Here is a 22,834-nt window from a genome sequence, read left to right on the forward strand (position 1 = left end):
AGTTTATCGTTTGGCTGATGTGTAGGTTAAAACTTTGTAGTAAATCTTTTTGATGGAACGATTCACCAAAAAAATCACAAGCGTTACCCAATTAATTAATCACTTGATTAAATAGTGAGTAATTAATCTTCTACTGTTACGCCTGTTTATCTCTATAATTAATCGGGTGATTAATTATAGAGATGGATTTTTGCCATGACGGCACGAAAAGCGGGGCGACCTCAACAGAACTTAGATGTTCGACAGTTATTGATTGAGCATGCTCGCGATCTGTTTGTTGTTCAGCCATACGACAAGGTCTCGACACGTCTGATTGCTGATCGTGCGGGTGTGAACATTGCGATGATCCGTTATTACTTTGGCAGTAAGGCTGGGTTATTTGAGGCGATGCTACGTGAAACCCTACGACCGATGCAATTGCAGATGCAAAGGTTGGTTGAAGAAAGCAGTCATGAGAACTTTCTTGATTTAATGCGGACTTACTACAAAGAGATGGTCAAGGTCCCCAAGTTTCCTCGCTTGATTGCCCAAGTGATGAATATGCCTCCCTCTGAAGTGCAAAGAGAGTTGCTCGAAAAGGTTTTCCTCGATGTGGCCAAGCCAGCCCAAGATGTCATTTTTGAAAAGTTGGTGGCACAGGGTGTCTTAAGAAAAGAGATGGATCCCAAGCTCTGTCGCGTGTCGTATATAAGCTTGATGGTATTTCCGTTCATTGCGCCGCCCCCTCTATTAGCAATCCATGGTATTGAGATTAATGAAGAATTTCTTAACCGTTTAATCGAACACAACATTCAATTGATGACAGAAGGCTTTATAAACACGCCTAGCCCTTCTTCCGTGCAGGACCAAAGATAATGAAAATAAATAAAAAACTACTCTTCTTTCCGGCACTTGCGGTTGGTGTCATTGGCCTTGTGGTTGCAATTAACTTGAAGCCGGATCTTCCAACCAAGCCCGCGGGTGATAGAGCTCGCTTAGTTGATACAGTAAGCCTAGAGCAACAACTGATAGCACCGTTAGCGGTTGGCTTTGGCAAAGTGGTGCCGAAAGTCGAATGGAAAGCGATTGCCGAGGTGACTGGACAGATCGTTTATCGTCATCCGGATCTTGAGAAAGGTCAGGTGATCCCTGCGGGAACGGTTGTGCTCAAGGTTGATCCATTGGATTACGAATTGAAACTGATACAAGCAGAGGCGGATCTAAAATCAAGCCAAACCTCATTAGCAAAATTGAATCAAGAAGAAGACAACCTGAATCAGACTCTTAAGATCGAAAAGAATCGCTTAGTGATCAGCAACAAAGAGCTACAACGTAAACAAGATCTGCGTAAGAAAGGGCTGACTTCTCAATCGGATGTCGACCTGCAACAACAAAGTGCACTGTCTCAACAGAAGCTAGTGTTGGATATCGCGAACCAAATCGCTTTAATGCCAGATGAAAAACGTGTTGCGGAAGCGGTGATTAAGGTCAATGTATCTAAAGTGAAAGAGGCGCAGCGCTCTCTCGATAAGACCACCATCATTTTGCCAAGAGCGATGCGAATTGCCCAGGTTGATATCGAACAAAACCAAGTGGTTAACCTTCAGCAAGAGATGTTTGTTGCTCACGGAATTGATGTCATGGAAGTGGAGGCGCAACTTTCTATTCACGATATGCAAACTTTAGCCTCGAGCTTTAATCAATTCCCTCGCGATGTTGCAGGAATCCCTAATCCTTATGAAGCGCCAATCAAAGCGACGATTCAACTTAACAGCGGCAACCTGAAACTGAGTTGGCCTGCGAAGGTAGCAAGAATCAGTGAGACGGTTGATGAAAACCAAGCGACAGCAGGAATTATTCTCGAGATCGCTCAAGACTATTCACAACTGCAGCCAAGCAATGCGACCCCTTTGGTCAACGGCATGTTTGTAAAAGCTGAGATTGAAGGTGTAGCCAATCTGAGTTGGGTGGTTCCAGAGCGAGCATTGCACGGTGACAAGGTTTACCTGATGGATGACAATCAGCGCTTGCAAGTGGTGAATGTTGAAGTGCTTTATCGCAGAGATAACCAAGTGGTTGTGAGTGGCGAGCTACAAACGGGAGATAAATTGGTTCTTAATGACGTCCTGCCAGCTATCGAAGGCATGTTACTGAAAGAGTCGAACTCTACAGAGATTAAGCTTGAATCGGATACTCAGGAGAGTGCGTCATGATCAAGTTCTTTTCTAGGCACCCAACAGCGGCAAACTTGTTGATGCTTGGGTTATTGATCATGGGTATCAGCTCATTATCAACCATCAAGCGTGAAACCTTCCCCGCTTATGATCCGCCTTACATTATGGCTGCCATCGTGTATCCCGGTGCATCACCACAAGAAGTGGAAGAAAGCTTGTGTGTGCGAATGGAAGATGCCGTCGATGGCCTAGCTAACATTGAAGAGACTCAGTGTGAAGCCATCGAAGGTAGCGCACGTCTAATCCTGAAGTTGAATGAGAAAGCGGATATCGGCCGAATGCTGGTGGATGTACAAACTCAAATCAACTCGATCAATGATTTCCCGACTGAGATTGAATCGCCTGTTGTTCAAGAACTGGATTGGAATGAACCAGTTGTTGATATCGCCATCACAGCAGAAACGTCGTGGCCGGAGCTTAAGGCCTACGCTGAAGACCTCAAACGTATCATGAAGCTTGATTATGATGTTTCACTGGTCGATGTTAGCGGCTTCTCTGATCATCAATACCGCGTTGAACTGGATACTCAAGCGATTCGCCAGCTGGGTTTGAGTGTCGGTGATATCGCAGACCAGATTGGCCGTCAGAATGTAAAACTGCCAAGCGGTAACGTTGAAACACCAGACAAGAATTTTCTGATTCGTTTTGATGAAAGACGAATTACACCGGTTGAGCTGGAAAGCATCGTGGTTGGCTCTGCGCCTAATGGATCAGTGATCCGTCTGAGAGACATTGCAAAAATAACCGACCGCTTTGAGCTTGATGAACAGAAGGTGTTGTTTGATGGAAAGCCATCGGCTCTGTTGAAAATCAGTAAAAACAAAGAAGATGATGCGTTACGAATCAAAGAGAACGTGACGCGTTTCGTTGAAGATCAGAGCGCGATTGCCCCTGATGGCGTGACGCTACAAATGACCAACGATCTCTCCTCTGTGCTGTGGGATCGCCTTACCATGATGGTTCGCAATGGCTGGCAAGGTATTGTGCTGGTATTTGCCACCATGTGGCTGTTCTTCAGTTTACGCTATTCATTCTGGGTTGCGGCTGGCTTACCGGTTGCCTTCCTAGGTGGCTTATTCTTAATGGCTAACCTTGGTTTATCGATTAACATCATGTCATTGGTTGGCTTGCTAATGGCGATTGGTATCATGATGGATGACGCCATCGTGATAGCCGAATCGATAGCGTCCCATTTAGATCGGGGGCAAAACGTTGATGATGCAGTGTACAACGGCGTTAAGAAAGTGCTTCCCGGAGTGTTATCTTCTTTCTTAACTACGGTGTGTATTTTCGGTAGCTTGCTGTTTCTCGATGGAGAGATGGGCGCGGTGCTTAAGGCTGTTCCTCAAGTATTGATATTAGTGCTGTCGTTGAGCTTGATTGAAGCCTTCCTGATTTTGCCTAATCACTTGTCTCATTCATTACACAAAGAAAAGAATGACAAGCCAGCGCTGCGCTTCAAAGTTGTGTTGTTAGAGAAGTTTGAGAACTTTCGTAATACCACTTTGATGAACATGGTTGAGAAAGTGGTGACATTCCGCTACGCCTTTATGGGCGGAGTGCTGACCCTGCTGTTGCTTTCGGTAGCCTTGATTGCTGGTGGCGTTGTTAAGTTCCAACCTTTCCCTGAGCTTGATGGTGATATTGCCGAGGCGCGTATCATTCTTCCGCCGGGCGCATCATTGTCTCAAACCGAGAGAGTTGTAGACAAAATTGTCGCTTCTGCTGAGCGTTTGAATGAGCAATGGAGCGAAGAGGTTGAGGACGGTAATAAATTGGTTGAGCATATCACCAGCCAATTCAATGCTAACGCAGACGCCAACGAATCAGGCCCACACTTAGCCACTGTGCGCCTAGACTTACGCGGTGCAGAGAGCCGTAACACCGTTATCGATGATTTCATCAATGCATGGCGAGAGGATATCGGCGATTTGGCTGATCCTATTTCATTAGTGTTCAAGCAACCTACTATGGGGCCGGGCGGTCGTGCTATCGAGATCCGTGCCAAGCATGATGATCTGGCTGAATTGAAGTCTGCTTCTCTGGAGATTCAGGAGTACCTCAATCAGTTTGACGGAGTGCATGGTGTGCTTGATGACATGCGCATGGGTAAGGAAGAGATCTTAGTTAAACTTCGCCCTGGAGCTGAAACCTACAATGTGAATGGGCAGATGATTGCGTCTCAGTTACGTGCAGCCTTTTTTGGACAAACAGCAGACGAGATTCAAATCGGTGTTGAGAACATCTCGATCGAAGTGCGTCTTGATAAAGAACAGGCTGGCGATTTACAGCAACTGGCTAACTTCCCAATCATCACTGCAGATGGCAGTCAGATCCCGCTAGCAACATTGGCGACATTAGATTTCCAACGTAACTACGTGCGAATCCAGCGTATTGATGGCTTGAGAACCATCAGTATCTTTGGTGATATTGATAATAAGAAGGCGAGCTCATCAGCTATTTTGGCTCAGTTCCAAAAAGATGAAGCAGCCAAGCTTATTCAAAAATACCCAGGATTACGCTTTGATTTTGAAGGGGAGGCTAAAGATGCCGCGAAGACAGGAGCCTCGATGGGTAAAGGCTTCTTGCTTGGTTTATTCGGCGTGTTTGCGATTCTTAGCTATCAATTCCGAAGCTACTTAGAGCCTGTGGTCGTGATGCTAGCAATTCCACTCGCCTTTATTGGGGTGGTGGTTGGTCACTGGATACTTGGCCACTCTTTGAGTATGCCAAGCATGATGGGCTTTGTGTCGCTTGCCGGGATTGTGGTTAATGATTCCATTTTGTTGGTGCAGTACATTCGTCACCATGTCGATGAGGGAGATAGCGTGCATGACTCGGTGGTGAAAGCCAGTCGCGAGCGTTTCCGAGCGGTATTCTTGACCTCAATGACGACCGCAGCTGGTTTGCTACCGCTGTTGACGGAAACCAGCTTGCAGGCTCAGGTTATCCAACCATTGGTTATTTCGATTGTGTTTGGCATATTTGCTTCAACCTTATTGGTGCTGTTTATGATCCCAGCGGCTTACGCAATATTAGCGGACTTTGGTTTAGTGAAAAAGCATGAGCCATTAGCGCTATAACTTTTAGTGCTATAACCTTTAGCGCTATAACCTTTAGCGCTATTATCATTATCGAACGCTATAACCATTAACACGATAGAAGTAGCGTTTGCTTGCTTATATAAAGAAGTAAAAACGTAGAAGAATAAAGCGGCCTTGGGTCGCTTTATTTTTATCGGCAGTTTCTAGGCCCCATCAGCTTGCTTAGCGAAAGCGGTCAATTCGCCTCAAAATTCATTTTAGTTCATTCAAAACGTCACTTAACTGTCATTTCAGGAGCATAACTTGAGCCTTAACTGAATAAGGATTGTTAAGGAGATTGTATGCGTACTATCGAACCTATTGTCCGCTGGGATGTGGCATTTTCTGTTTTCTGTTTAAAGAGCCGTTATAGCGGACAACAGGCGACACTCAGTAAGGCGGTGTCTCATACTGGAGATGGACACCTTTACGTTTTGATTGCTTTGGTTGCACTACTGGCTGACAGTTACACCGGTCGAGATTTTCTATTGGTGGGCTTAACTGCCTTTGCAATCGAGTTACCTATTTACTGGTTTGCCAAAAATACCCTCAAGCGTCGCAGACCCGCTGAATTCTCTTCATTGCTTTACTCCCATATTGTGCCATCTGATAAATACAGCCTGCCTTCTGGGCATTCCGCTGCGGCTTTTGTTATGGCGACTCTAATCGGACATTTCTATCCGAGCTTGTACCTCTTTAGCCTGATTTGGGCGACTGCGATTGCTGGCTCTCGAATCCTACTTGGTGTGCACTTTTTAACGGACGTACTGATTGGCGCAGCCTTGGGCATCGCTTGTACTAGCCTTGCTATCAGCTTCATCCTGTAATCATTTTGTTGGCAACAACCACTGCCGAGCTTAAGTGGCAAACATAAAGGAACATGCATGAAAATTTTATATGGCGTACAAGGCACAGGGAATGGGCACATCGCTCGAGCGAGGGCAATGGCTGTGGCTTTTCGTCAGCAAAATATCGATGTCGACTTTCTGTTCTCTGGGCGAGACGAGAGCAAGTACTTCTCGATGGAAGCGTTTGGTAATTATCAGACCCGCAGCGGCTTAACTTTTTACAGCGAGCAGGGGCAGGTTAAATACGGCAAGACATTCATCAAGAACAACATCTGGCGATTTCTCAGTGAGATTAATCAGATCGATTTGACGCCTTATGACTTAGTGTTGAATGACTTTGAGCCTGTGACTGCATGGGCAGCTAAGAGGCAAGGTGTGCCATGCATTGGCATAAGCCACCAGAATGCGTTCCGCTACGATGTACCTAAAGAAGGGGGCAACTGGATTGAACATTCGGTGATTCAACATTTCGCCCCAACTGAGCACTCGATTGGTTTGCATTGGTATCACTTTGAACAACCGATACTGCCGCCTATCGTTCACACGCTGGCTGGTGATCAACAAACAAAAGCAGCACAAAACTTTACGTTGGTCTATTTGCCGTTTGAGGATCTTGAGTCGATCTCAGAGCTGCTGATGAAGTTCATTTCGCACAACTTTGTCTGTTACCACCCGGATGTTATTGAGCATAGCCGAGTCGAAAATATTGAGTTCAAACCACTCAGTCATGCTGGCTTCCAATTCGACCTCAATCAGTGCTCTGGTGTGGTTGCGAATGGCGGCTTTGAATTGCCATCGGAAGCCTTAACTTTGGGGAAGAAATTGCTTCTTAAACCACTCGAAGGGCAGTTCGAACAACAGAGCAATGTGGCGACGCTAGAGGCTCTTGGATTAGCTCAAACTATGACCTTTTTAGATGCGGCTATCATGCGCAGTTGGCTCGGTGAAAAACAAGCTGAAGTGGTCACTTATCCCGACGTGGCAGGTGCACTTGTTGAGTGGGTGTTAGCGGGCAATTGGTCCAACCAAGATGACTTAAGAAAGCAACTTTGGGACAAGGTCGATTTTCCTAGTTATGCATCGCTCACTTAACTCATAAGTGTTATTTCTGAATCAACCAGTCAAACAATTCATGGGTTCAATAAATTGTAACAAATGTAACCAAACGATAGAACAGCTAAATAAGTCGAAATGAAACTCATAAGTGATGCATTTTATGTTTTTTTATAACTCTATAAATAATTGATTTTTAGATGTTATTTAATCATTAAGGTAAAATAAAATTATTCTTTATCAATCTTGTTGGTAGCTCGAGATTTATTGGTTAATAGTAATGGTAATCCGAAAAACATCGGTCTGATAAATATAAGAATTAGTGGTTATCTATTCCTATACCATTACCAATTTAACGCTGTCGAACCGACAAGAGGCAACTTGAATGTTAGAGAAAAAAGACGCAATGAGTGCTATTGCAAGCTACAGAATGGAAAGCACACTTCGTGGAGTCGACTTAAATCTTTTGACTGTATTTGATGCAGTTATGCAAGAGCAAAACATTACACGTGCAGCTCATAATCTGGGTATGTCTCAGCCTGCTGTAAGTAACGCTGTTGCTCGTCTAAAAGTGATGTTTAACGACGAACTATTCATGCGTCAAGGTCGTGGTATTCAGCCGACTCAACGTGCTCGTCAGTTGTTTGGTCCAATCCGCCAAGCACTGCAGTTAGTACGCAATGAACTGCCAAGTTCTGTGTTCTCTCCAGAGTCGTCTTCTCGTCTGTTCAAACTTGCGATTTGTAGCCCTTGTGACATGCGTTTTGCACCTAAGATCATGTCGACAATCAACGACCAAGCACCGAGCGTTAAACTGCACATGGATGCAGAATTCGATCGTCAACTTTCTGAGCGTATGCGCTACCAAGAAATCGACTTCGTTATTGATTACGCTCGTTTTGATGAGCAGGGCTTTTCAAGCACTGAGATCTTCCAAGACGAATTAGTTGTTGTTGCTTCTGCTTCTCACCCACGTATCAACGGTGAAGTTTCAGCGGCAGAGCTGCTTAACGAAAAGCACGCAAAACTGTCTCGCATCCATGGTCAACGCAGCTTCTCGGAGCAAGCTTACCGTGACCTAGATTGCACGCCTTTCTACGAAGGTACGAGCTTAAGCAACGTACTTTACGTTGTTGGTCAATCTGAGCTTGTGACGATTGCACCTCGTTGGATGGTTGAGCATGCAGCGAACAAAGATCAGCTTCAGATTTTAGATTTCCCATTCGATAATGCGGCAATTTCTGGCTTCCTAAGCTGGCACGAATCAAGTGAAAAGGATAAAGGACACATTTGGTTACGAGATCAGTTAATGATGATCTGTGGCGAAGTCGTGGCGCTTAACTAAGCACTAATCCCTATGATTTGTAAGCCCTAAGCTGGGAGTCTGGCTTGGGGCTTTTTTGTACCTGCTATTTTTGTTGATAGAAAACTTAGCGTGAGACGTACTATTACTTATAACTTTGAGCTTCATCAGTTGCCTTTTCCATGATCAGAGGTACACTTGTGCGCTCAAAAAAGCTTACAGGTGTAAGCCAAAGGTAAAGAGATGGCCAATTTAGATTTTCATATCGTAAAAAGACTTCGTGACCAAATTGCCCAAGGCGGCAACCGTACAGCTTTGAAGCATAAAGTCGACAATGTATGGCAAGGTATTAGCTGGGAACAGTTTGGACAACAAATCGATACGCTTTCATTAGCACTGTTGGCTCACGGACTGAGAGTTCAGGATAAGATCGGTATCTTTTCGAACAATATGCCTCAGTGGACTGTGGCAGATTTTGCATCTTTACAAGCGCGTCTTGTAACGGTACCAATCTACCCAACCAACACAGCGGCGCAGTCTTCTTACATTATCCAAAATGCAGATGTGAAGATCTTATTCGTTGGCGAGCAAGCTCAATTTGATGCGGCGGTTAGCCTTTTTGAAGAGTGTGAACAGCTAGAAGTTGTTGTGGCGATGTCTGATGATATCGATCTGCAAGGACATCGCTTTGCCGTCTCTTGGAAAGAATTCATGGCTCGTGGTGTTGAAGATCAGCAAGCTGAACTTGATGTTCGTCTTGCGGATGCCTGTATGGATGACTTACTGACACTTATCTATACCTCTGGTACAACAGGCCAGCCAAAAGGTGTAATGCTTGATTACACGAACGTTGGCTATCAACTAAAAGGCCATGATGAGCGCCTTAGCTTAAGCAAAGACGACGTCTCATTGTGTTTCTTACCTTTATCACATGTATTTGAGCGTGCTTGGACTTTCTATGTCCTTTATAAAGGCGCAACCAACTGTTACTTGCAAGACACAATGCAAGTTCGTGATGCGCTGAGTGATGTTAAGCCAACGGTTATGTCTGCAGTTCCTCGTTTCTACGAGAAGATATTCTCAGCGATTCACGAGAAAGTATCTAAAGCACCGTTTATCCGTAAAGTGCTCTTTACTTGGGCGGTGAACATGGGTGCGAAGCTTTCTGTTTGTCACCAAGAAGGTCGCACACCATCATTCATGCTGAAGAAGAGCCATGCGCTTGCCGATAAGCTTGTGTTATCTAAACTGCGAGCTCTGTTAGGCGGTAACATCAACTTCATGCCATGTGGTGGCGCGAAGCTTGATGAAACCATTGGTCGCTTCTTCCACGCGATCGGTATCAACGTAAAACTTGGCTACGGCATGACAGAAACCACGGCAACAGTATCGTGCTGGGATGACCGCTGTTTTAACCCTGATTCAATTGGTATGTCGATGCCGGGCGCTGAAGTGAAAATTGGTGCTAAGGATGAGATTCTTGTTCGTGGTCCAATGGTGATGCGTGGCTACTACAAGATGCCAGAAGAGACCGCTAAGACGTTTGACGAGCACGGTTTCCTAAAGACTGGTGATGCGGGACATTTTGATGAAAATGGTAACCTGTTCATTACTGATCGTATTAAAGAATTGATGAAGACCTCTGGCGGTAAGTACATTGCACCGCAAGTGGTTGAAGGCGCGATTGGTAAAGATCACTTTATCGAACAGATTGCCGTTATCGCTGATACGCGCAAATTCGTTTCTGCGCTGATCGTTCCTTGTTATGACTCTCTAGAAGAGTATGCCAAAGAGCTGAATATCAAGTATCACGACCGTGTTGAGCTTGTTAAACATCACCAGATTGTCGAGATGCTAGAGAAGCGTGTGAATGACTTACAGCAAGAGCTAGCTAAGTTTGAGCAAGTGAAGAAATTCAAGTTGCTGCCAAAAGCATTTTCTATGGATGATGGCGAACTGACACCTACTCAAAAATTGCGTCGTAAAGTTATCAACGATAAGTATCAAGACGAAATCGAAGAAATGTACAATGAAAAGCCTAAAGATAAGTAGTTTTCTGCTTAGATAAATTTTCAGTTGTTTAAAAATCCCCCTACGAATGTGATTGCATTTTTAGGGGGATTTTTTATGCCTGCTGACACAGCACAATGTGCGAAAGCGCACACCAATAAAGGCGTAATTAATCGATAAACCGTGATTCATTTGAATATTAAGCTCTTTTTTTTAGGTGTTAATTGGTTTTTAAATCTAACTATTGGGTTTGGTTTGGGTTTTATTTAATGCTTTCAGCTAATAGTTGGTTTTTTGACGTAATTATCGGATAACAGGTGTTAGACCAGATGATAATAAAGCGTTAAAGTTGTTTCGTATTACTGTTTGTTGTTATCACGACAGACAGCCATAGCCGAAAAAGTGGAAGTATTTCGAATTAGGCTACGAATAAGCCCTAGACTATGAAAAACCAGCCCAACATGTTCACCAAATATGGTTGGAAACTGGTGAGGAGAGCAATATGACAACAAAACCTGAAACAGCCATGTCATCCGGCGCTGAAATGTTATCCGGCGCTGAAATGGTGGTGCAGTCTCTAATTGAAGAGGGTGTAGAACAAATCTTTGGTTACCCAGGTGGTTCTGTACTTGATATCTATGATGCGCTGCATGCTAAAACTGCTGAAATTAAACACGTATTAGTACGACACGAACAAGCCGCTACCCATATGGCAGATGGCTATACTCGTTCTACCGGTAAGCCGGGCGTAGTACTAGTGTGTTCTGGTCCGGGAGCGACCAATACCGTTACTGGTATTGCCACCGCCTACATGGACTCAATTCCAATGATAGTTATTTCTGGTAACGTACCAAATAGCTTAATTGGTAATGACGCCTTCCAAGAGTGTGACATCGTGGGTGTATCCCGTCCGATCGTTAAACACAGCTTCCTCGTTAAGAAAGCGGAAGATATCCCTGAAGTCGTTAAAAAAGCATTCTATATTTCAACGACAGGACGTCCTGGTCCTGTGGTTATTGATCTGCCAAAAGATATCTTAAACCCACAAATCAAGCTTCCTTATGAATACCCAGAAACGATCAAAATGCGTTCGTATAACCCAACGGTTACGGGTCATAAAGGTCAGATCAAAAAGGCGCTAAAAGCCCTTCTTGAAGCGAAGAAGCCGGTACTTTATGTCGGTGGTGGTGCAGTTATTTCTGAGGCAGATAAGCCGCTGTTAAAATTAGCAGAGGCACTGAATTTACCCGTGGTAAGCACCCTAATGGGGCTTGGCGCTTTCCCTGGTACCCATAAGAACTCTTTGGGTATGTTGGGCATGCATGGTTTGTATGAAGCCAATATGGCGATGCACAATGCGGACTTGATCTTTGGTATTGGCGTACGTTTCGATGATCGAACCACCAATAACCTAGATAAGTACTGCCCTGATGCGAAGATCATGCACATTGATATCGACCCATCTTCTATCTCTAAAAACGTAAAAGTGGATCTACCGATTGTAGGTTCAGCGGAAAAAGTACTAGAGAGCATGGTTAACCTGCTTATTGAGCAAGGTGGAACTAACGATGCAGAAGCGATGGAAAGCTGGTGGAGTGAAATTAAACAGTGGCAAGAGCGTGACTGCTTGGCATATGACAAAACGTCTGGTCGTATTAAGCCACAACAAGTTATTGAAACACTTCATAAAGTAACCAATGGTGATGCCTATGTTGCTTCTGATGTAGGTCAACACCAAATGTTTGCTGCTTTGTACTACCCGTTTGACAAGCCACGCCGTTGGATTAACTCTGGTGGTCTAGGCACAATGGGCTTTGGCCTACCTGCTGGTATGGGCGTTAAGTTTGCGAAACCTGATGAAGAAGTTGTGATTGTTACTGGTGACGGCAGTATTCAAATGAATATCCAAGAGCTGTCGACTGCGCTGCAATACAATATTCCCGTTAAGATTATTAACCTTAACAACCGTTTCTTAGGCATGGTAAAACAGTGGCAAGACATTGTTTATCAAGGTCGTTACTCTAATTCATATATGGACTCTGTTCCTGATTTTGCTGCGATTGCTGAGGCTTATGGCCACGTTGGCATGCGTATTTCATCTCCGGATGAACTGGAATCAGGTTTGGAAAAAGCACTGGCGATGAAAGACCGTTTGGTATTTGTCGATATCAGTGTGGATGACACCGAGCACGTATACCCAATGCAGATCAAAGGCGAGGGTATGGATAACATGTGGCTAAGCAAAACGGAGAGAACATAATATGAGACACATCCTTTCACTATTAATGGAAAACCAACCAGGTGCACTTTCTCGAGTGGTTGGCTTGTTTTCTCAGCGTGGCTACAACATCGAGTCTTTGAATGTATCTCCTACGGATGATCCAACGCTTTCTCGTCTGAATGTCACCACTAACTCGAGCGAAATGCAGCTTGAGCAGATCCAAAAACAGCTACACAAGTTAATCGACGTACTTAAGGTACAAGAAGTGTCTGAGCTTGAGCATATCGAGCGTGAACTATTGATGGTAAAAGTACGCGCTAGCGGCTTTGCTCGCGCCGAAGTGAAGCGCACCGCGGATATCTTCCGTGGCCAAATCGTTGATGTAACGGCTTCGCAATATACGGTGCAAATGGCCGGCACTAGCGAGAAGCTGGATGCTTTCATTCAGGCATTGTCTGAAGTAACGGAAGTACTTGAAGTGGCTCGAAGTGGGGTTGTTGGCATCGCACGTGGTGAACGAGCGTTGAAAGCCTAAACAAGAAGTATTTAAAAAATAGTTTTAAAGCCGCTTTTTTAAGCGGCTTTTATTTTGTTAATTTCCTAGAGTGCTATAATCTTGCGCTCTCTTTTTCTTCCTGAGCTAGTAATGCGAAATAAAAAATCAATAATTACATTACTAATCATCTCAATCACACTCTGTTCAGCTGTCGCTCTATATTACTTGCAGCGATATAAAGAAGTGAAGCAGCAGAGTTTTGACTACTCGGCTAAGCAAGCTGTCCATCAATTGGTGTACGCTAAGCGAGACTACGATCTTCTTAAGACTCAATTAGTTTCCGTAATGGGCCTGTTAAGCCACAGCCAAAGCTTGGTTAACTTTGCCTCTTCTCCCTCTGACCAAACCAAAGATCTACTTGAAGAGGTTTGGCAGTCTGTCCTCGTGAACCAAAAATGGTATACACAGATCCACCTGCTAGATATCTCGGGTAAAGAGCTGGTTCGTGTCAACTACTCCGCTGATTCAGGCCACATAACGGTACCGCAACAACTTCAAGATAAATCTGACTCGAGCTACTTTCAATACGCTCAAAAACTAGAAGCTGAACAAATTGGCGGTTGGGGCATTGAGCTTGAAATGGAACATGGTGAGATCACCTTCCCTTATATGCCGGTTATTCGTGTCTTTACCCCCGTAGAAACACCTGAGAAAAGAGTGGGCTACCTTGTTATTAATCTCGACGTATGGGGTTTATCGTCGCGTCTTAGTTTTTCACCTGATAATGATCTTAGAGCAGAAGTTCTTAATGAAGCGAGTTATTACATAGCGAGTAACCATAGCGGTAAGCTGTTTGGCGATTCTATTCCAGAAAGAAAAGGCTACAACCTGAAAAACATCGCACCAAAGGCATGGGAAGCGATCTCTAATGATCAGGTGGGGCACGTTTTTGAAGATGGCAATTTGTTTGCGTTTAACACGGTGATGCTCGCGAATAATCAAAAGGTCCATTTACTGATTCAACTTAATCAGAAACAACTGATGGATCGAGCTGAACCGAGCTTAAGTGACCTCTCTCAAGAAGAAGTGTTTGTGTTGCTAACGGTACTAGTTTTTGCGTTTCCGTTTGCTTATTTAGTGACTCATTACCGACGTCGAAGTCTAGAAAGTAAGTTGGCACGTGCCGCATTGAGCGGCATGTCGGCCGTCATGATCTCTGATAAGCAGCATCGTACTATGATGATCAACAACGAGTTTGAGAACATGACGGGGTACTGCAAAACTCAAGTTATCGGTCAAAATGCATTACAGCTGTTGCTTGAAAATACCGAGCAGACACTCTCGAGTGATTCAATCTGGCAACACTTAGAGCAAGAAGAAGTATGGGAGGGGGAAGTTCTGTGTAAGAACAAGTTACGTATCCCTTTCACCGTCATCATGCGAGTACAAGCCGTTAAGAATCGCTCTGGAAAGATCAGTTACTATATTACGTCTTTGGTTGATATTTCTGTAAGGAAGGAGCTTGAGGTGCGTTTGAGGATCTTAAGTGAACGAGATTCTTTGAGTAACCTTTGGAACCGCCGAAAGTTCGAAGAGCAGCTCGCGTATTATTCTCGCTTGGTCGAGCGTTACCCTAATGAAGCGACCACTTGCTTAGCTTTAGTCGATATTGATAACTTCAAACGAATCAATGACGAACTTGGCCACGATGAAGGCGACCGAGTGATTGCAAGTGTTGCAAGGCTTCTGCAAGACAGCCTACGCAATACTGATTTTGTTGCTCGCGTTGGGGGGGAGGAGTTTGCATTACTGATGCCACACACCTCGCTGCCGGAAGCGAAACGTGTATTGGATCGATTACGAATAGAAATAGAGCTATCCTCAGGGACTAAAGTGACGGTGAGTGTCGGTTTCACTGATTTGACAAGCAACAGCACTCGCTCATACAAATGTGCCGATGTTGGGCTCTACGAATCTAAATCGTCTGGGCGCAATACCGTCTCTATGTGCCCTAGTCATGCTGATGTCGCTTAATCTTTCATTACTCGATTAGTCTTTAATATTTCACTGGTTTTCACGGTTTACTTAGCTTTCACTGCTTCACTTGGCTTTCAATAGACTTAGCCCTTAAAAAGATTTACGTTTTAAGTGACTAACCATTTTCCTATCAAGCCATCTTTCTCGCTTCGTATCTTTTAAAGCTAGCCTTCAGCAGTGCCTTTCAACATATATACTAGGAATCTCACTTTTGAGGCGACCTATGTCACAAGTCTTATGTAGTTAGACTAAAGTCTAATTCTGATGAAAATTTGAGCTAAAATAAACAATAAGTAAACTATCTTGCTTCAGGTTACGTCGTGTTAAGCGAACCAATAAACAGAGTGTTTACCCGATATAAAAGGGATGACACCGTTAACTTAATTCAGCTGGTTAGCTTGCCTTATCAATGGCTTGAGAGATAACAGTAGAATTAGGTTAGCTGTAGCAAGAGTTTGGGGATCATACTGTCTGGTTAAAAGAGGCCTGGTATGTTTGTCGATTTTTTAGTGAGGTTAACCATAGGCACATTAGTCATTCTTGGCTTTCAACTGAGTGCACTGTATTTTTTACCTATGGTTGTACTGCTCAATACTCATCACAAAGAGTTTTTTGGGTGGTAGTTCAGTCGTGATACTGGAAACAAAAAACGGAGCCGTTGGGCTCCGTTTTTATTTGGTTAGAATCTATCTTGGCGTTATGCCGCTTCGATAACTTCTTCAATTCGTTTCATTGAACCTAGTAAATGTTGATCAAGTAACTCTGTTGCTTGTTCTGCATTCTTAGAGAGTACTAGCTTCATGATCATTTCGTGCTCATCAATATTGAACAGATCATCAGATGCTGTTTCAGCTGACATTGCTAAGAAGCGGTAACGTTTAACTTGGTTAATAAGTTCATCAAAGAACTTAAACATGTTCTCTGAATCAGCACCTTCAAGCAACGCGACATGGAACTGTTGGTGGCGTTCTTCCCATTCAACAGAATCAAATTCTTCTTCTACGTTCTGAAGGCGTGATAGCTTGTGGTAAGAGGTCAACACTTCTAATTCCCAGCTTTCATCGCCAGCTGAGATCGCTTTTTTAAGCAGAACGGAAGAGACCAGTCGAAGGCTTTCGTATAGGTCATTGAGTTCTTTCTTTGAGACCGGAGATACCCAGCAGCCTTTTTGTGGCTCTAGCTTTACGTATTTACTCCAAGATAACTGCACTAAGGCTTCACGAATTGGAGATGCGCCTACGTTGTATCGTGCTTTTAGCTCAGCAACAACGAGTTTTTGGCCAGGGGTTAACTCACCATTAAGAATATCTTGGCGAATCATCTTTGATACTTTGTCTGTGAGCGTAGGACTAGACATTACAAACCTCATGCATATTTGATTCTAGTCTGCTAATCCGTCTCTTAGAAAGAGCCCATGGAAGTTAACAGTACGTAATTCTACTGTGATTGATAATACAGCGTACTGAAAAGTTAGGCAAGATTTGTTTCATAAAAAAAGAGGGCCGAAGCCCTCTTTTATATTTTATGCGTATCGGTTCATTCTTATAGAACGTGAACAGATGCCGTGTTTGTAGTACCAGAAGCGACTAGAGCACCAGAAACCATAACTACGATGTCGCCTTTGTTACCTAGGCCAGATTGTAGAGCGATTTCTTTACCGTTGATGTAAAACGCGTCTGTGTTCTCGATAGAGTCAACAAGAACTGGCTTAACACCTTTAGTTAGAACTAGCTGTGCAGCTGTCTTTTCGTTAGTTGTTAGAGCAAGGATGTTTGCAGTTGGGAAGTACTTACGTACTGAACGTGCAGACTTACCGCCTTCAGTTGCAACAACGATTAGAGGAGCAGCTAGCTTCTCTGCTGTGTCTACAGCGCCTTTACATACTGCTTCAGTGATGCGTAGACGTGGGCTGTCTAGACGAGAACCTAGCTCAGCTTTAAGAGCTGAATCAGTACGGTTCGCGATTTGAGCCATGATAGTTACAGCTTCAACTGGGTACTTACCTTTAGCAGTTTCACCAGAAAGCATTACTGCATCAGTACCATCCATGATTGCGTTCGCAACGTCACCCGCTTCAGCACGAGTTGGACGTGGGTTGCTGATCATAGAGTCAAGCATTTGAGTTGCAGTGATAACCATCTTACGTGCGCGGTTACACTTCTCGATCATCATCTTCTGAGCGAAGATTACTTCTTCAGCTGGGATTTCAACACCTAGGTCACCACGAGCAACCATGATGCCGTCAGAAGCTTCAAGGATTGAATCGAAGTTATCTACACCTTCTTGGTTTTCAATCTTAGAAATGATGTGGATGTTCTCGCCGCCGTTAGCGTTTAGAAGCTCACGGATTTCTTTAACGTCGTCTTCTTTACGGATGAAAGAAGCAGCTACGAAATCAACGCCTTGCTCACAACCAAACTTAAGGTCAGCTTTGTCTTTCTCAGAAAGAGCTGGAAGTTGAACAGAAACGCCAGGAAGGTTAACACCTTTGTTTTCGCCTAGAGCACCGTTGTTAAGAACTTTACACTTAACTTCAGTTTCTGTTGTTGCGATAACTTCCATTTCGATTAGGCCGTCATCAACAAGGATAGTGTTACCAGCAGTTAGGTCTTTAGCGAAACCTAGGTAAGTTACTGCTACTACGTCTTTGTTACCAACAACTGTTGCGTCAGTTGTGAAAGTGAACTCTTGACCAGCTACTAGATCTACGTCGTTACCATCTTCAAGTTTGATAGTACGGATTTCTGGACCTTTAGTATCTAGAAGGATAGCAAGTTGCTCACCTTTGTTTTCCATTACTGTACGGAAGTTCGCGATACGAGTGCCGTGTTCTGCGAAGTCACCGTGAGAGAAGTTAAGACGCATAACGTTCATGCCAGCATCTACTAGTTCAGTTAGCTTCTCTACAGATTCAGTTTTAGGGCCAATCGTACATACGATTTTGGTCTTTTTCATGGAAGGTACTCTCCGGTAAGTATTGTTACAATTTGAAATTTATTTAAGGTCTGAAGATTGGTCCGCTACATCAACATTTTGTGCCTGTTGTGTAAAAGCGCGGGACTTCCAATATGTCCTTCAGAGTTGTAAGTCTTTCATCAATTTTAGTCATTTTATGACCAAAAGATTTTGATTCAATATCGGTTTTATGTGACTTACCCCACTATATAAGAGGTAAGTTGCAAAAAAATAACAGTCAGTTTTGTAATTTTTTTTCTTTTCGGGTGCGGATTCTACCACCTAATCAGTTCAATATCACTGCTTAACAATTGTCTTAGGACAAGGTTTTATCGCTATTTATTAATTTTTTGGATCAAAATAAATGGACTAAATAGTTTCGTTGTAACTATAATATGTTTCAAAACGAAACTTACTGGCCTTTTTTAAATGTCGAAACGAAACACCCAGCTCAGAAGACATGCTATTTCTAACCTCGTTAACGAAAAGGGGGAGGTTAGTGTTGATGAACTATCCGCTAAATTCGAAACCTCAGAGGTCACGATTAGAAAGGACTTAGCGTCTTTAGAGAAAAACGGTCAGCTTTTGCGCCGTTATGGTGGTGCGATTTCATTACCGAAAGAGGTTGTGAACGAAGAACTGGGTCCACAAGTTTCGACTCGAAAGATTTCATTAGCGAAAGCCGCTGCAGATTTAATTCGCGACCATAATCGCATTGTGATCGATAGCGGTAGCACGACAGGGGCGCTAATTCAGCAGCTCAATAGCAAGCGTGGTTTGGTTGTGATGACCAACTCGTTGCATGTTGCTAATGCACTTAATGAGTTGGAAAGCGAACCAACACTGCTAATGACCGGCGGCACTTGGGATACCCATTCGGATTCTTTTCAAGGCAAAGTCGCAGAATCAGTACTTCGAGCTTACGATTTTGATCAACTATTTATCGGGGCTGATGGTATCGACCTTGATAGAGGCACAACCACGTTCAATGAATTGGTTGGTCTAAGTAAAGTAATGGCTGAAGTGTCACGAGAAGTGATCGTGATGGTTGAGTCGGAAAAGGTGGGACGAAAGATCCCGAACTTAGAGCTGGCATGGGAACACATTGACATCTTAATTACCGATACAGACTTAGGCGAAGAATCCAAAGCAAGTATAGAATCACATGATGTTCGAGTGATCCTGACCGATCCAGCGTAAAAACAAATTTAAGTATTATGCATTTACCTTCCTATAATTGATCTTAATAAAGATCTGGCCTTTGCTTGCTGCCAATAGGAATGAAACGAAATTGATGGAGTGAAACTATGTGTGGAATTGTTGGTGCAGTAGCACAGCGTGATGTAGCTGAAATTTTAGTAGAAGGTCTTCGCCGCCTAGAATACCGAGGCTACGATTCGGCGGGTGTCGCTGTAGTTGATAGCGAATCTAACCTAACTCGTGTACGCCGCCTTGGTAAAGTACAAGAGCTAGCAGACGCAGTCGATCAACAACATGTCATTGGCGGTACTGGTATTGCTCATACACGTTGGGCGACACACGGTGAGCCTTCTGAAGCAAACGCACACCCACACATGTCTGGCGACATTGCTGTTGTACACAATGGCATTATCGAAAACCACGAAACACTGCGCGCTCTGCTGCAAGAGCGTGGCTACGTGTTCACTTCACAAACAGATACAGAAGTTATCGCTCACTTAGTTGAGTGGGAACTTCGCACGTCAGCTTCATTGGTTGAAGCGCTTCAAAAGACAGCGAAACAATTAGACGGTGCATACGGCACGGTGGCGGTTGATCGTAAAGATCCTAGCCGTATCGTTGTTGCTCGTTCTGGTAGCCCAATCGTTATCGGTTTTGGTGTGGGCGAGAACTTCCTTGCTTCTGACCAACTAGCGCTATTAAGCGTAACTCGTCGCTTCATGTACTTAGAAGAAGGTGATGTTGCTGAGGTGACTCGTCGTGATGTAACAGTATTTGATGTGGCGGGCGAGCGTGTTGAGCGTGAAATCGTTGAATCAAACGCAGAACACGATGCAGGTGACAAAGGTCAATACCGTCACTTCATGCAGAAAGAGATCTTTGAGCAGCCAACAGCGCTGATCAACACAATGGAAGGCCGTATCTCTGACACTTCGGTTATCACTAACGCAATCGGTGTTAAAGCGGAAGAGATCCTAAGCAAGGTTGAACACGTGCAGATCATCGCATGTGGTACGTCTTACAACTCAGGCATGGCAGCTCGTTACTGGTTTGAATCTCTAGCAGGCGTAAGCTGTGACGTAGAGATTGCCTCTGAATTCCGTTACCGTGATTTCGTTGTTCGTCCGAATAGCCTATTGGTGACTTTGTCTCAGTCTGGTGAAACGGCGGATACGCTTGCTGCACTTCGTCTTGCAAAAGAAAAAGGTTACATGTCAGCAATGACTATCTGTAACGTTGCAGGTTCTTCACTGGTTCGTGAATCTGATTTTGCCTTCATGACTCGCGCAGGAACAGAGATCGGCGTTGCTTCTACTAAAGCTTTCACCACTCAACTAGCTGCAATGCTGATGATGGTAACGTCAATTGGTCGTCTACAAGGTCGCATCAATGAAGAGAAAGAAGCAGAGATCGTTCAAGCACTGCATCAACTGCCTGCTGATATCGAGAAAGCATTGGCGTTTGATAAAGAGATCGAAGCGCTAGCACCTGATTTTGCAGACAAGCATCACACACTGTTCTTGGGTCGTGGTGAGTTCTACCCTATCGCGATGGAAGCGTCTCTGAAACTGAAAGAGATCTCTTACATCCACGCAGAAGCATACGCGGCTGGTGAGCTTAAGCACGGTCCTTTGGCTCTTATCGATGCAGATATGCCAGTCGTCGTTATTGCACCAAGCAACGACTTGCTAGAGAAGCTGAAATCAAACGTTGAAGAAGTACGTGCTCGTGGCGGTCTACTTTACGTATTCGCAGATGAAGATGCAGGCTTTGAAAGCGATGAGAACATGAAGATCATCAAGATGCCTCACGTAAGTGAAGTAACAGCACCTATCTACTACACAGTACCGATGCAGCTGTTGTCTTACCACGTGGCGCTAATCAAGGGTACCGATGTTGACCAACCTCGTAACCTAGCGAAAGCGGTAACAGTTGAGTAATCGCCAGCCTATCTAAGAAAATTAGATAATAAGAAGCCCATCCTGTGATGGGCTTTTTTGTGTCTGTTAGCTAACGATCAGCGTTAGATCTAGCTTTAACGGCGTTAAGCGTTAAGCATTAAGTGCTTGCTCTAGGTCAGCCAAGATATCGTCAATGTGTTCAATACCTACTGAGAGGCGAATCATCTCTGGTGACACACCTGCTTGCTTTTGTTCCGCTTCGCTTAATTGACGGTGTGTTGTAGAAGCAGGGTGACAAGCGAGAGATTTTGCATCGCCAATGTTGACCAAACGTTTGAAGATTTGCAGCGCATCATAGAAACGAACACCGGCTTCATAACCATCTTTCAAGCCAAAAGATAAAATGGCAGACGGCTTACCTTGCATGTATTTCTCAGCCAATGGGTAGAACTCAGAGGTTGGTAACCCCGCGTAGCTTACCCAACTCACATTCTCATGTTGCTTAAGGTATTCTGCTACTTTCAGTGCATTCTCGGTGTGTCGCTCCATGCGTAGCGACAACGTTTCTAGACCCTGCATCAACATGAAGGCATTCATGGGTGACAGTGCTGCGCCTGTATTACGCAATGGAACGGTTCGAGCGCGGCCAATAAATGCGGCTTCACCAAAGGCTTCGGTATACACCACACCGTGGTAAGAAGGTTCTGGTTGATTAAAGACCGGGAAGCGATCTTTGTGCTCTGCCCATGGGAATTTGCCTGAATCGACAATAACACCACCCAACGTCGTTCCGTGACCACCAACGTATTTGGTTAGCGAGTGCACCACAATATCGGCACCGAAATCGATAGGTTTACACAACACAGGTGTCGCCACCGTGTTATCGACAATCACAGGTACACCTTGTGCGTGAGCAAGCTCAGCAACACGTTCTAAGTCGATAATGTTACCTGCTGGGTTACCGATACTTTCACAATAAACCGCCTTGGTCTTTTCATCGATCAGAGCCGCTAAGCTTTCTGGTTTATCGTCTTTAGCAAAGCGAACTTCGATCCCTTGGTTTGGTAGCATATGAGCAAATAGGGTGTAAGTACCGCCGTAAAGCTGAGGTGTTGAAACGATGTTGTCACCGATTTGTGCCAACGTTTGAATCGCGTAGTTGATCGCCGCGCTGCCTGCACTCACCACTAAGCCTGCAATCCCGCCTTCTAAGGCTGCCATGCGTTTTTCCAACACATCGTTGGTTGGGTTCATTATGCGAGTGTAGATATTGCCCGGCACCGCAAGGTTAAACAGGTCGGCGCCGTGTTGTGCATCATCGAATTCATAAGCAACGGTTTGGTAAATAGGAGTCGCAACCGATTTGGTTGTTGGATCTGTGTCGTAGCCGAAGTGAATCGAGAGCGTTTCGTCTTTCATGAGTCTTCCCTGAACTATTGAATGATTTGTGTACTCTCATATTGCCGATTTTTTTATAAAAGAAAAGTATGTTTAGTCACATAGAAGAAACTGGG

General features: G+C 44.3%; 15 protein-coding genes. 12 read left to right on the top strand and 3 right to left on the bottom strand.

The annotated features are described in order from the left end of the window. The first annotated feature begins 195 nt into the window (after positions 1-195). The 10 genes from AACT19_RS05490 to AACT19_RS05535 all read left to right on the top strand — a co-directional run bounded on the left by AACT19_RS05490 (position 196) and on the right by AACT19_RS05535 (position 15,261). Positions 196-855 (top strand): TetR/AcrR family transcriptional regulator, encoded by a 660-nt coding sequence (locus AACT19_RS05490; protein WP_017077646.1) that lies wholly within the window; start codon positions 196-198, stop codon positions 853-855. Then, positions 855-2,192 (top strand): efflux RND transporter periplasmic adaptor subunit, encoded by a 1,338-nt coding sequence (locus AACT19_RS05495; RefSeq protein ID WP_076645660.1) that lies wholly within the window; start codon positions 855-857, stop codon positions 2,190-2,192. Before AACT19_RS05490 ends, AACT19_RS05495 begins: the two co-directional genes overlap by 1 nt. Further along, the gene (locus AACT19_RS05500) at positions 2,189-5,296 is read left to right on the top strand and encodes an efflux RND transporter permease subunit (RefSeq protein WP_076645662.1); all 3,108 of its coding nucleotides are present in this window, start codon (positions 2,189-2,191) and stop codon (positions 5,294-5,296) included. Before AACT19_RS05495 ends, AACT19_RS05500 begins: the two co-directional genes overlap by 4 nt. A 302-nt stretch (positions 5,297-5,598) precedes the next feature. Further along, the gene (locus tag AACT19_RS05505) at positions 5,599-6,123 is read left to right on the top strand and encodes a phosphatase PAP2 family protein (RefSeq protein ID WP_076645664.1); all 525 of its coding nucleotides are present in this window, start codon (positions 5,599-5,601) and stop codon (positions 6,121-6,123) included. A gap of 57 nt (positions 6,124-6,180) precedes the next feature. Beyond that, entirely contained in the window at positions 6,181-7,236 is a 1,056-nt protein-coding gene (locus tag AACT19_RS05510; RefSeq protein WP_076645666.1) for an MJ1255/VC2487 family glycosyltransferase, read from the top strand. Between the two features lie 346 nt (positions 7,237-7,582). Continuing rightward, a complete protein-coding gene (gene leuO, locus AACT19_RS05515; protein WP_004735878.1) occupies positions 7,583-8,542 on the top strand; it encodes a transcriptional regulator LeuO in 960 nt (319 codons plus the stop codon). A gap of 201 nt (positions 8,543-8,743) precedes the next feature. After that, the gene (locus AACT19_RS05520; RefSeq protein WP_004735877.1) at positions 8,744-10,552 is read left to right on the top strand and encodes an AMP-dependent synthetase/ligase; all 1,809 of its coding nucleotides are present in this window, start codon (positions 8,744-8,746) and stop codon (positions 10,550-10,552) included. Positions 10,553-11,012: 460 nt separating this feature from the next. Beyond that, positions 11,013-12,770, top strand: coding sequence for an acetolactate synthase 3 large subunit (locus AACT19_RS05525; RefSeq protein WP_054541385.1), 1,758 nt, complete (start codon positions 11,013-11,015; stop codon positions 12,768-12,770). A gap of 1 nt (position 12,771) precedes the next feature. Then, positions 12,772-13,266, top strand: coding sequence for an acetolactate synthase small subunit (gene ilvN / locus AACT19_RS05530; RefSeq protein ID WP_004735875.1), 495 nt, complete (start codon positions 12,772-12,774; stop codon positions 13,264-13,266). Between the two features lie 111 nt (positions 13,267-13,377). Next, positions 13,378-15,261: a sensor domain-containing diguanylate cyclase gene (locus AACT19_RS05535; protein WP_076645668.1), complete on the top strand. Its 1,884-nt coding sequence runs from the start codon at positions 13,378-13,380 to the stop codon at positions 15,259-15,261. Positions 15,262-15,961: 700 nt separating this feature from the next. Here AACT19_RS05535 and AACT19_RS05540 read toward each other — a convergent pair. Next, positions 15,962-16,633, bottom strand: coding sequence for a GntR family transcriptional regulator (locus AACT19_RS05540; protein WP_076645670.1), 672 nt, complete (start codon positions 16,631-16,633; stop codon positions 15,962-15,964). A gap of 173 nt (positions 16,634-16,806) precedes the next feature. Continuing rightward, a complete protein-coding gene (gene pykF / locus AACT19_RS05545) occupies positions 16,807-18,219 on the bottom strand; it encodes a pyruvate kinase PykF (protein ID WP_017077653.1) in 1,413 nt (470 codons plus the stop codon). 429 nt (positions 18,220-18,648) lie between these two features. Between pykF and AACT19_RS05550 the strand changes: the two genes are divergently transcribed. After that, a complete protein-coding gene (locus AACT19_RS05550; protein ID WP_004736011.1) occupies positions 18,649-19,419 on the top strand; it encodes a DeoR/GlpR family DNA-binding transcription regulator in 771 nt (256 codons plus the stop codon). 107 nt (positions 19,420-19,526) lie between these two features. Further along, a complete protein-coding gene (gene glmS, locus AACT19_RS05555) occupies positions 19,527-21,359 on the top strand; it encodes a glutamine--fructose-6-phosphate transaminase (isomerizing) (RefSeq protein ID WP_004736010.1) in 1,833 nt (610 codons plus the stop codon). Positions 21,360-21,470: 111 nt separating this feature from the next. Here the strand turns inward: glmS and AACT19_RS05560 are convergent, their stop codons facing one another. After that, positions 21,471-22,739, bottom strand: a complete 1,269-nt coding sequence (locus tag AACT19_RS05560) for an O-acetylhomoserine aminocarboxypropyltransferase/cysteine synthase family protein (RefSeq protein ID WP_017080208.1) — start codon at positions 22,737-22,739, stop codon at positions 21,471-21,473. Between the last annotated feature and the right edge of the window lie 95 nt (positions 22,740-22,834).

This window comes from Vibrio sp. 10N.222.47.A9 (assembly GCF_963872585.1).
Lineage (GTDB): Bacteria > Pseudomonadota > Gammaproteobacteria > Enterobacterales > Vibrionaceae > Vibrio > Vibrio splendidus.

Bases quoted from the DNA above. Each gene is read 5' to 3' on its own strand.
- AACT19_RS05525 (WP_054541385.1), top strand. From the start codon at position 11,013: ATGACAACAAAACCTGAAACAGCCATGTCATCCGGCGCTGAAATGTTA.
- AACT19_RS05535 (WP_076645668.1), top strand. From the start codon at position 13,378: ATGCGAAATAAAAAATCAATAATTACATTACTAATCATCTCAATCACA.
- AACT19_RS05505 (WP_076645664.1), top strand. From the start codon at position 5,599: ATGCGTACTATCGAACCTATTGTCCGCTGGGATGTGGCATTTTCTGTT.
- AACT19_RS05510 (WP_076645666.1), top strand. From the start codon at position 6,181: ATGAAAATTTTATATGGCGTACAAGGCACAGGGAATGGGCACATCGCT.
- ilvN (WP_004735875.1), top strand. From the start codon at position 12,772: ATGAGACACATCCTTTCACTATTAATGGAAAACCAACCAGGTGCACTT.
- AACT19_RS05540 (WP_076645670.1), bottom strand. From the start codon at position 16,633: ATGAGGTTTGTAATGTCTAGTCCTACGCTCACAGACAAAGTATCAAAG.
- pykF (WP_017077653.1), bottom strand. From the start codon at position 18,219: ATGAAAAAGACCAAAATCGTATGTACGATTGGCCCTAAAACTGAATCT.
- AACT19_RS05495 (WP_076645660.1), top strand. From the start codon at position 855: ATGAAAATAAATAAAAAACTACTCTTCTTTCCGGCACTTGCGGTTGGT.
- AACT19_RS05520 (WP_004735877.1), top strand. From the start codon at position 8,744: ATGGCCAATTTAGATTTTCATATCGTAAAAAGACTTCGTGACCAAATT.
- AACT19_RS05550 (WP_004736011.1), top strand. From the start codon at position 18,649: ATGTCGAAACGAAACACCCAGCTCAGAAGACATGCTATTTCTAACCTC.
- leuO (WP_004735878.1), top strand. From the start codon at position 7,583: ATGTTAGAGAAAAAAGACGCAATGAGTGCTATTGCAAGCTACAGAATG.
- AACT19_RS05560 (WP_017080208.1), bottom strand. From the start codon at position 22,739: ATGAAAGACGAAACGCTCTCGATTCACTTCGGCTACGACACAGATCCA.
- AACT19_RS05500 (WP_076645662.1), top strand. From the start codon at position 2,189: ATGATCAAGTTCTTTTCTAGGCACCCAACAGCGGCAAACTTGTTGATG.
- AACT19_RS05490 (WP_017077646.1), top strand. From the start codon at position 196: ATGACGGCACGAAAAGCGGGGCGACCTCAACAGAACTTAGATGTTCGA.
- glmS (WP_004736010.1), top strand. From the start codon at position 19,527: ATGTGTGGAATTGTTGGTGCAGTAGCACAGCGTGATGTAGCTGAAATT.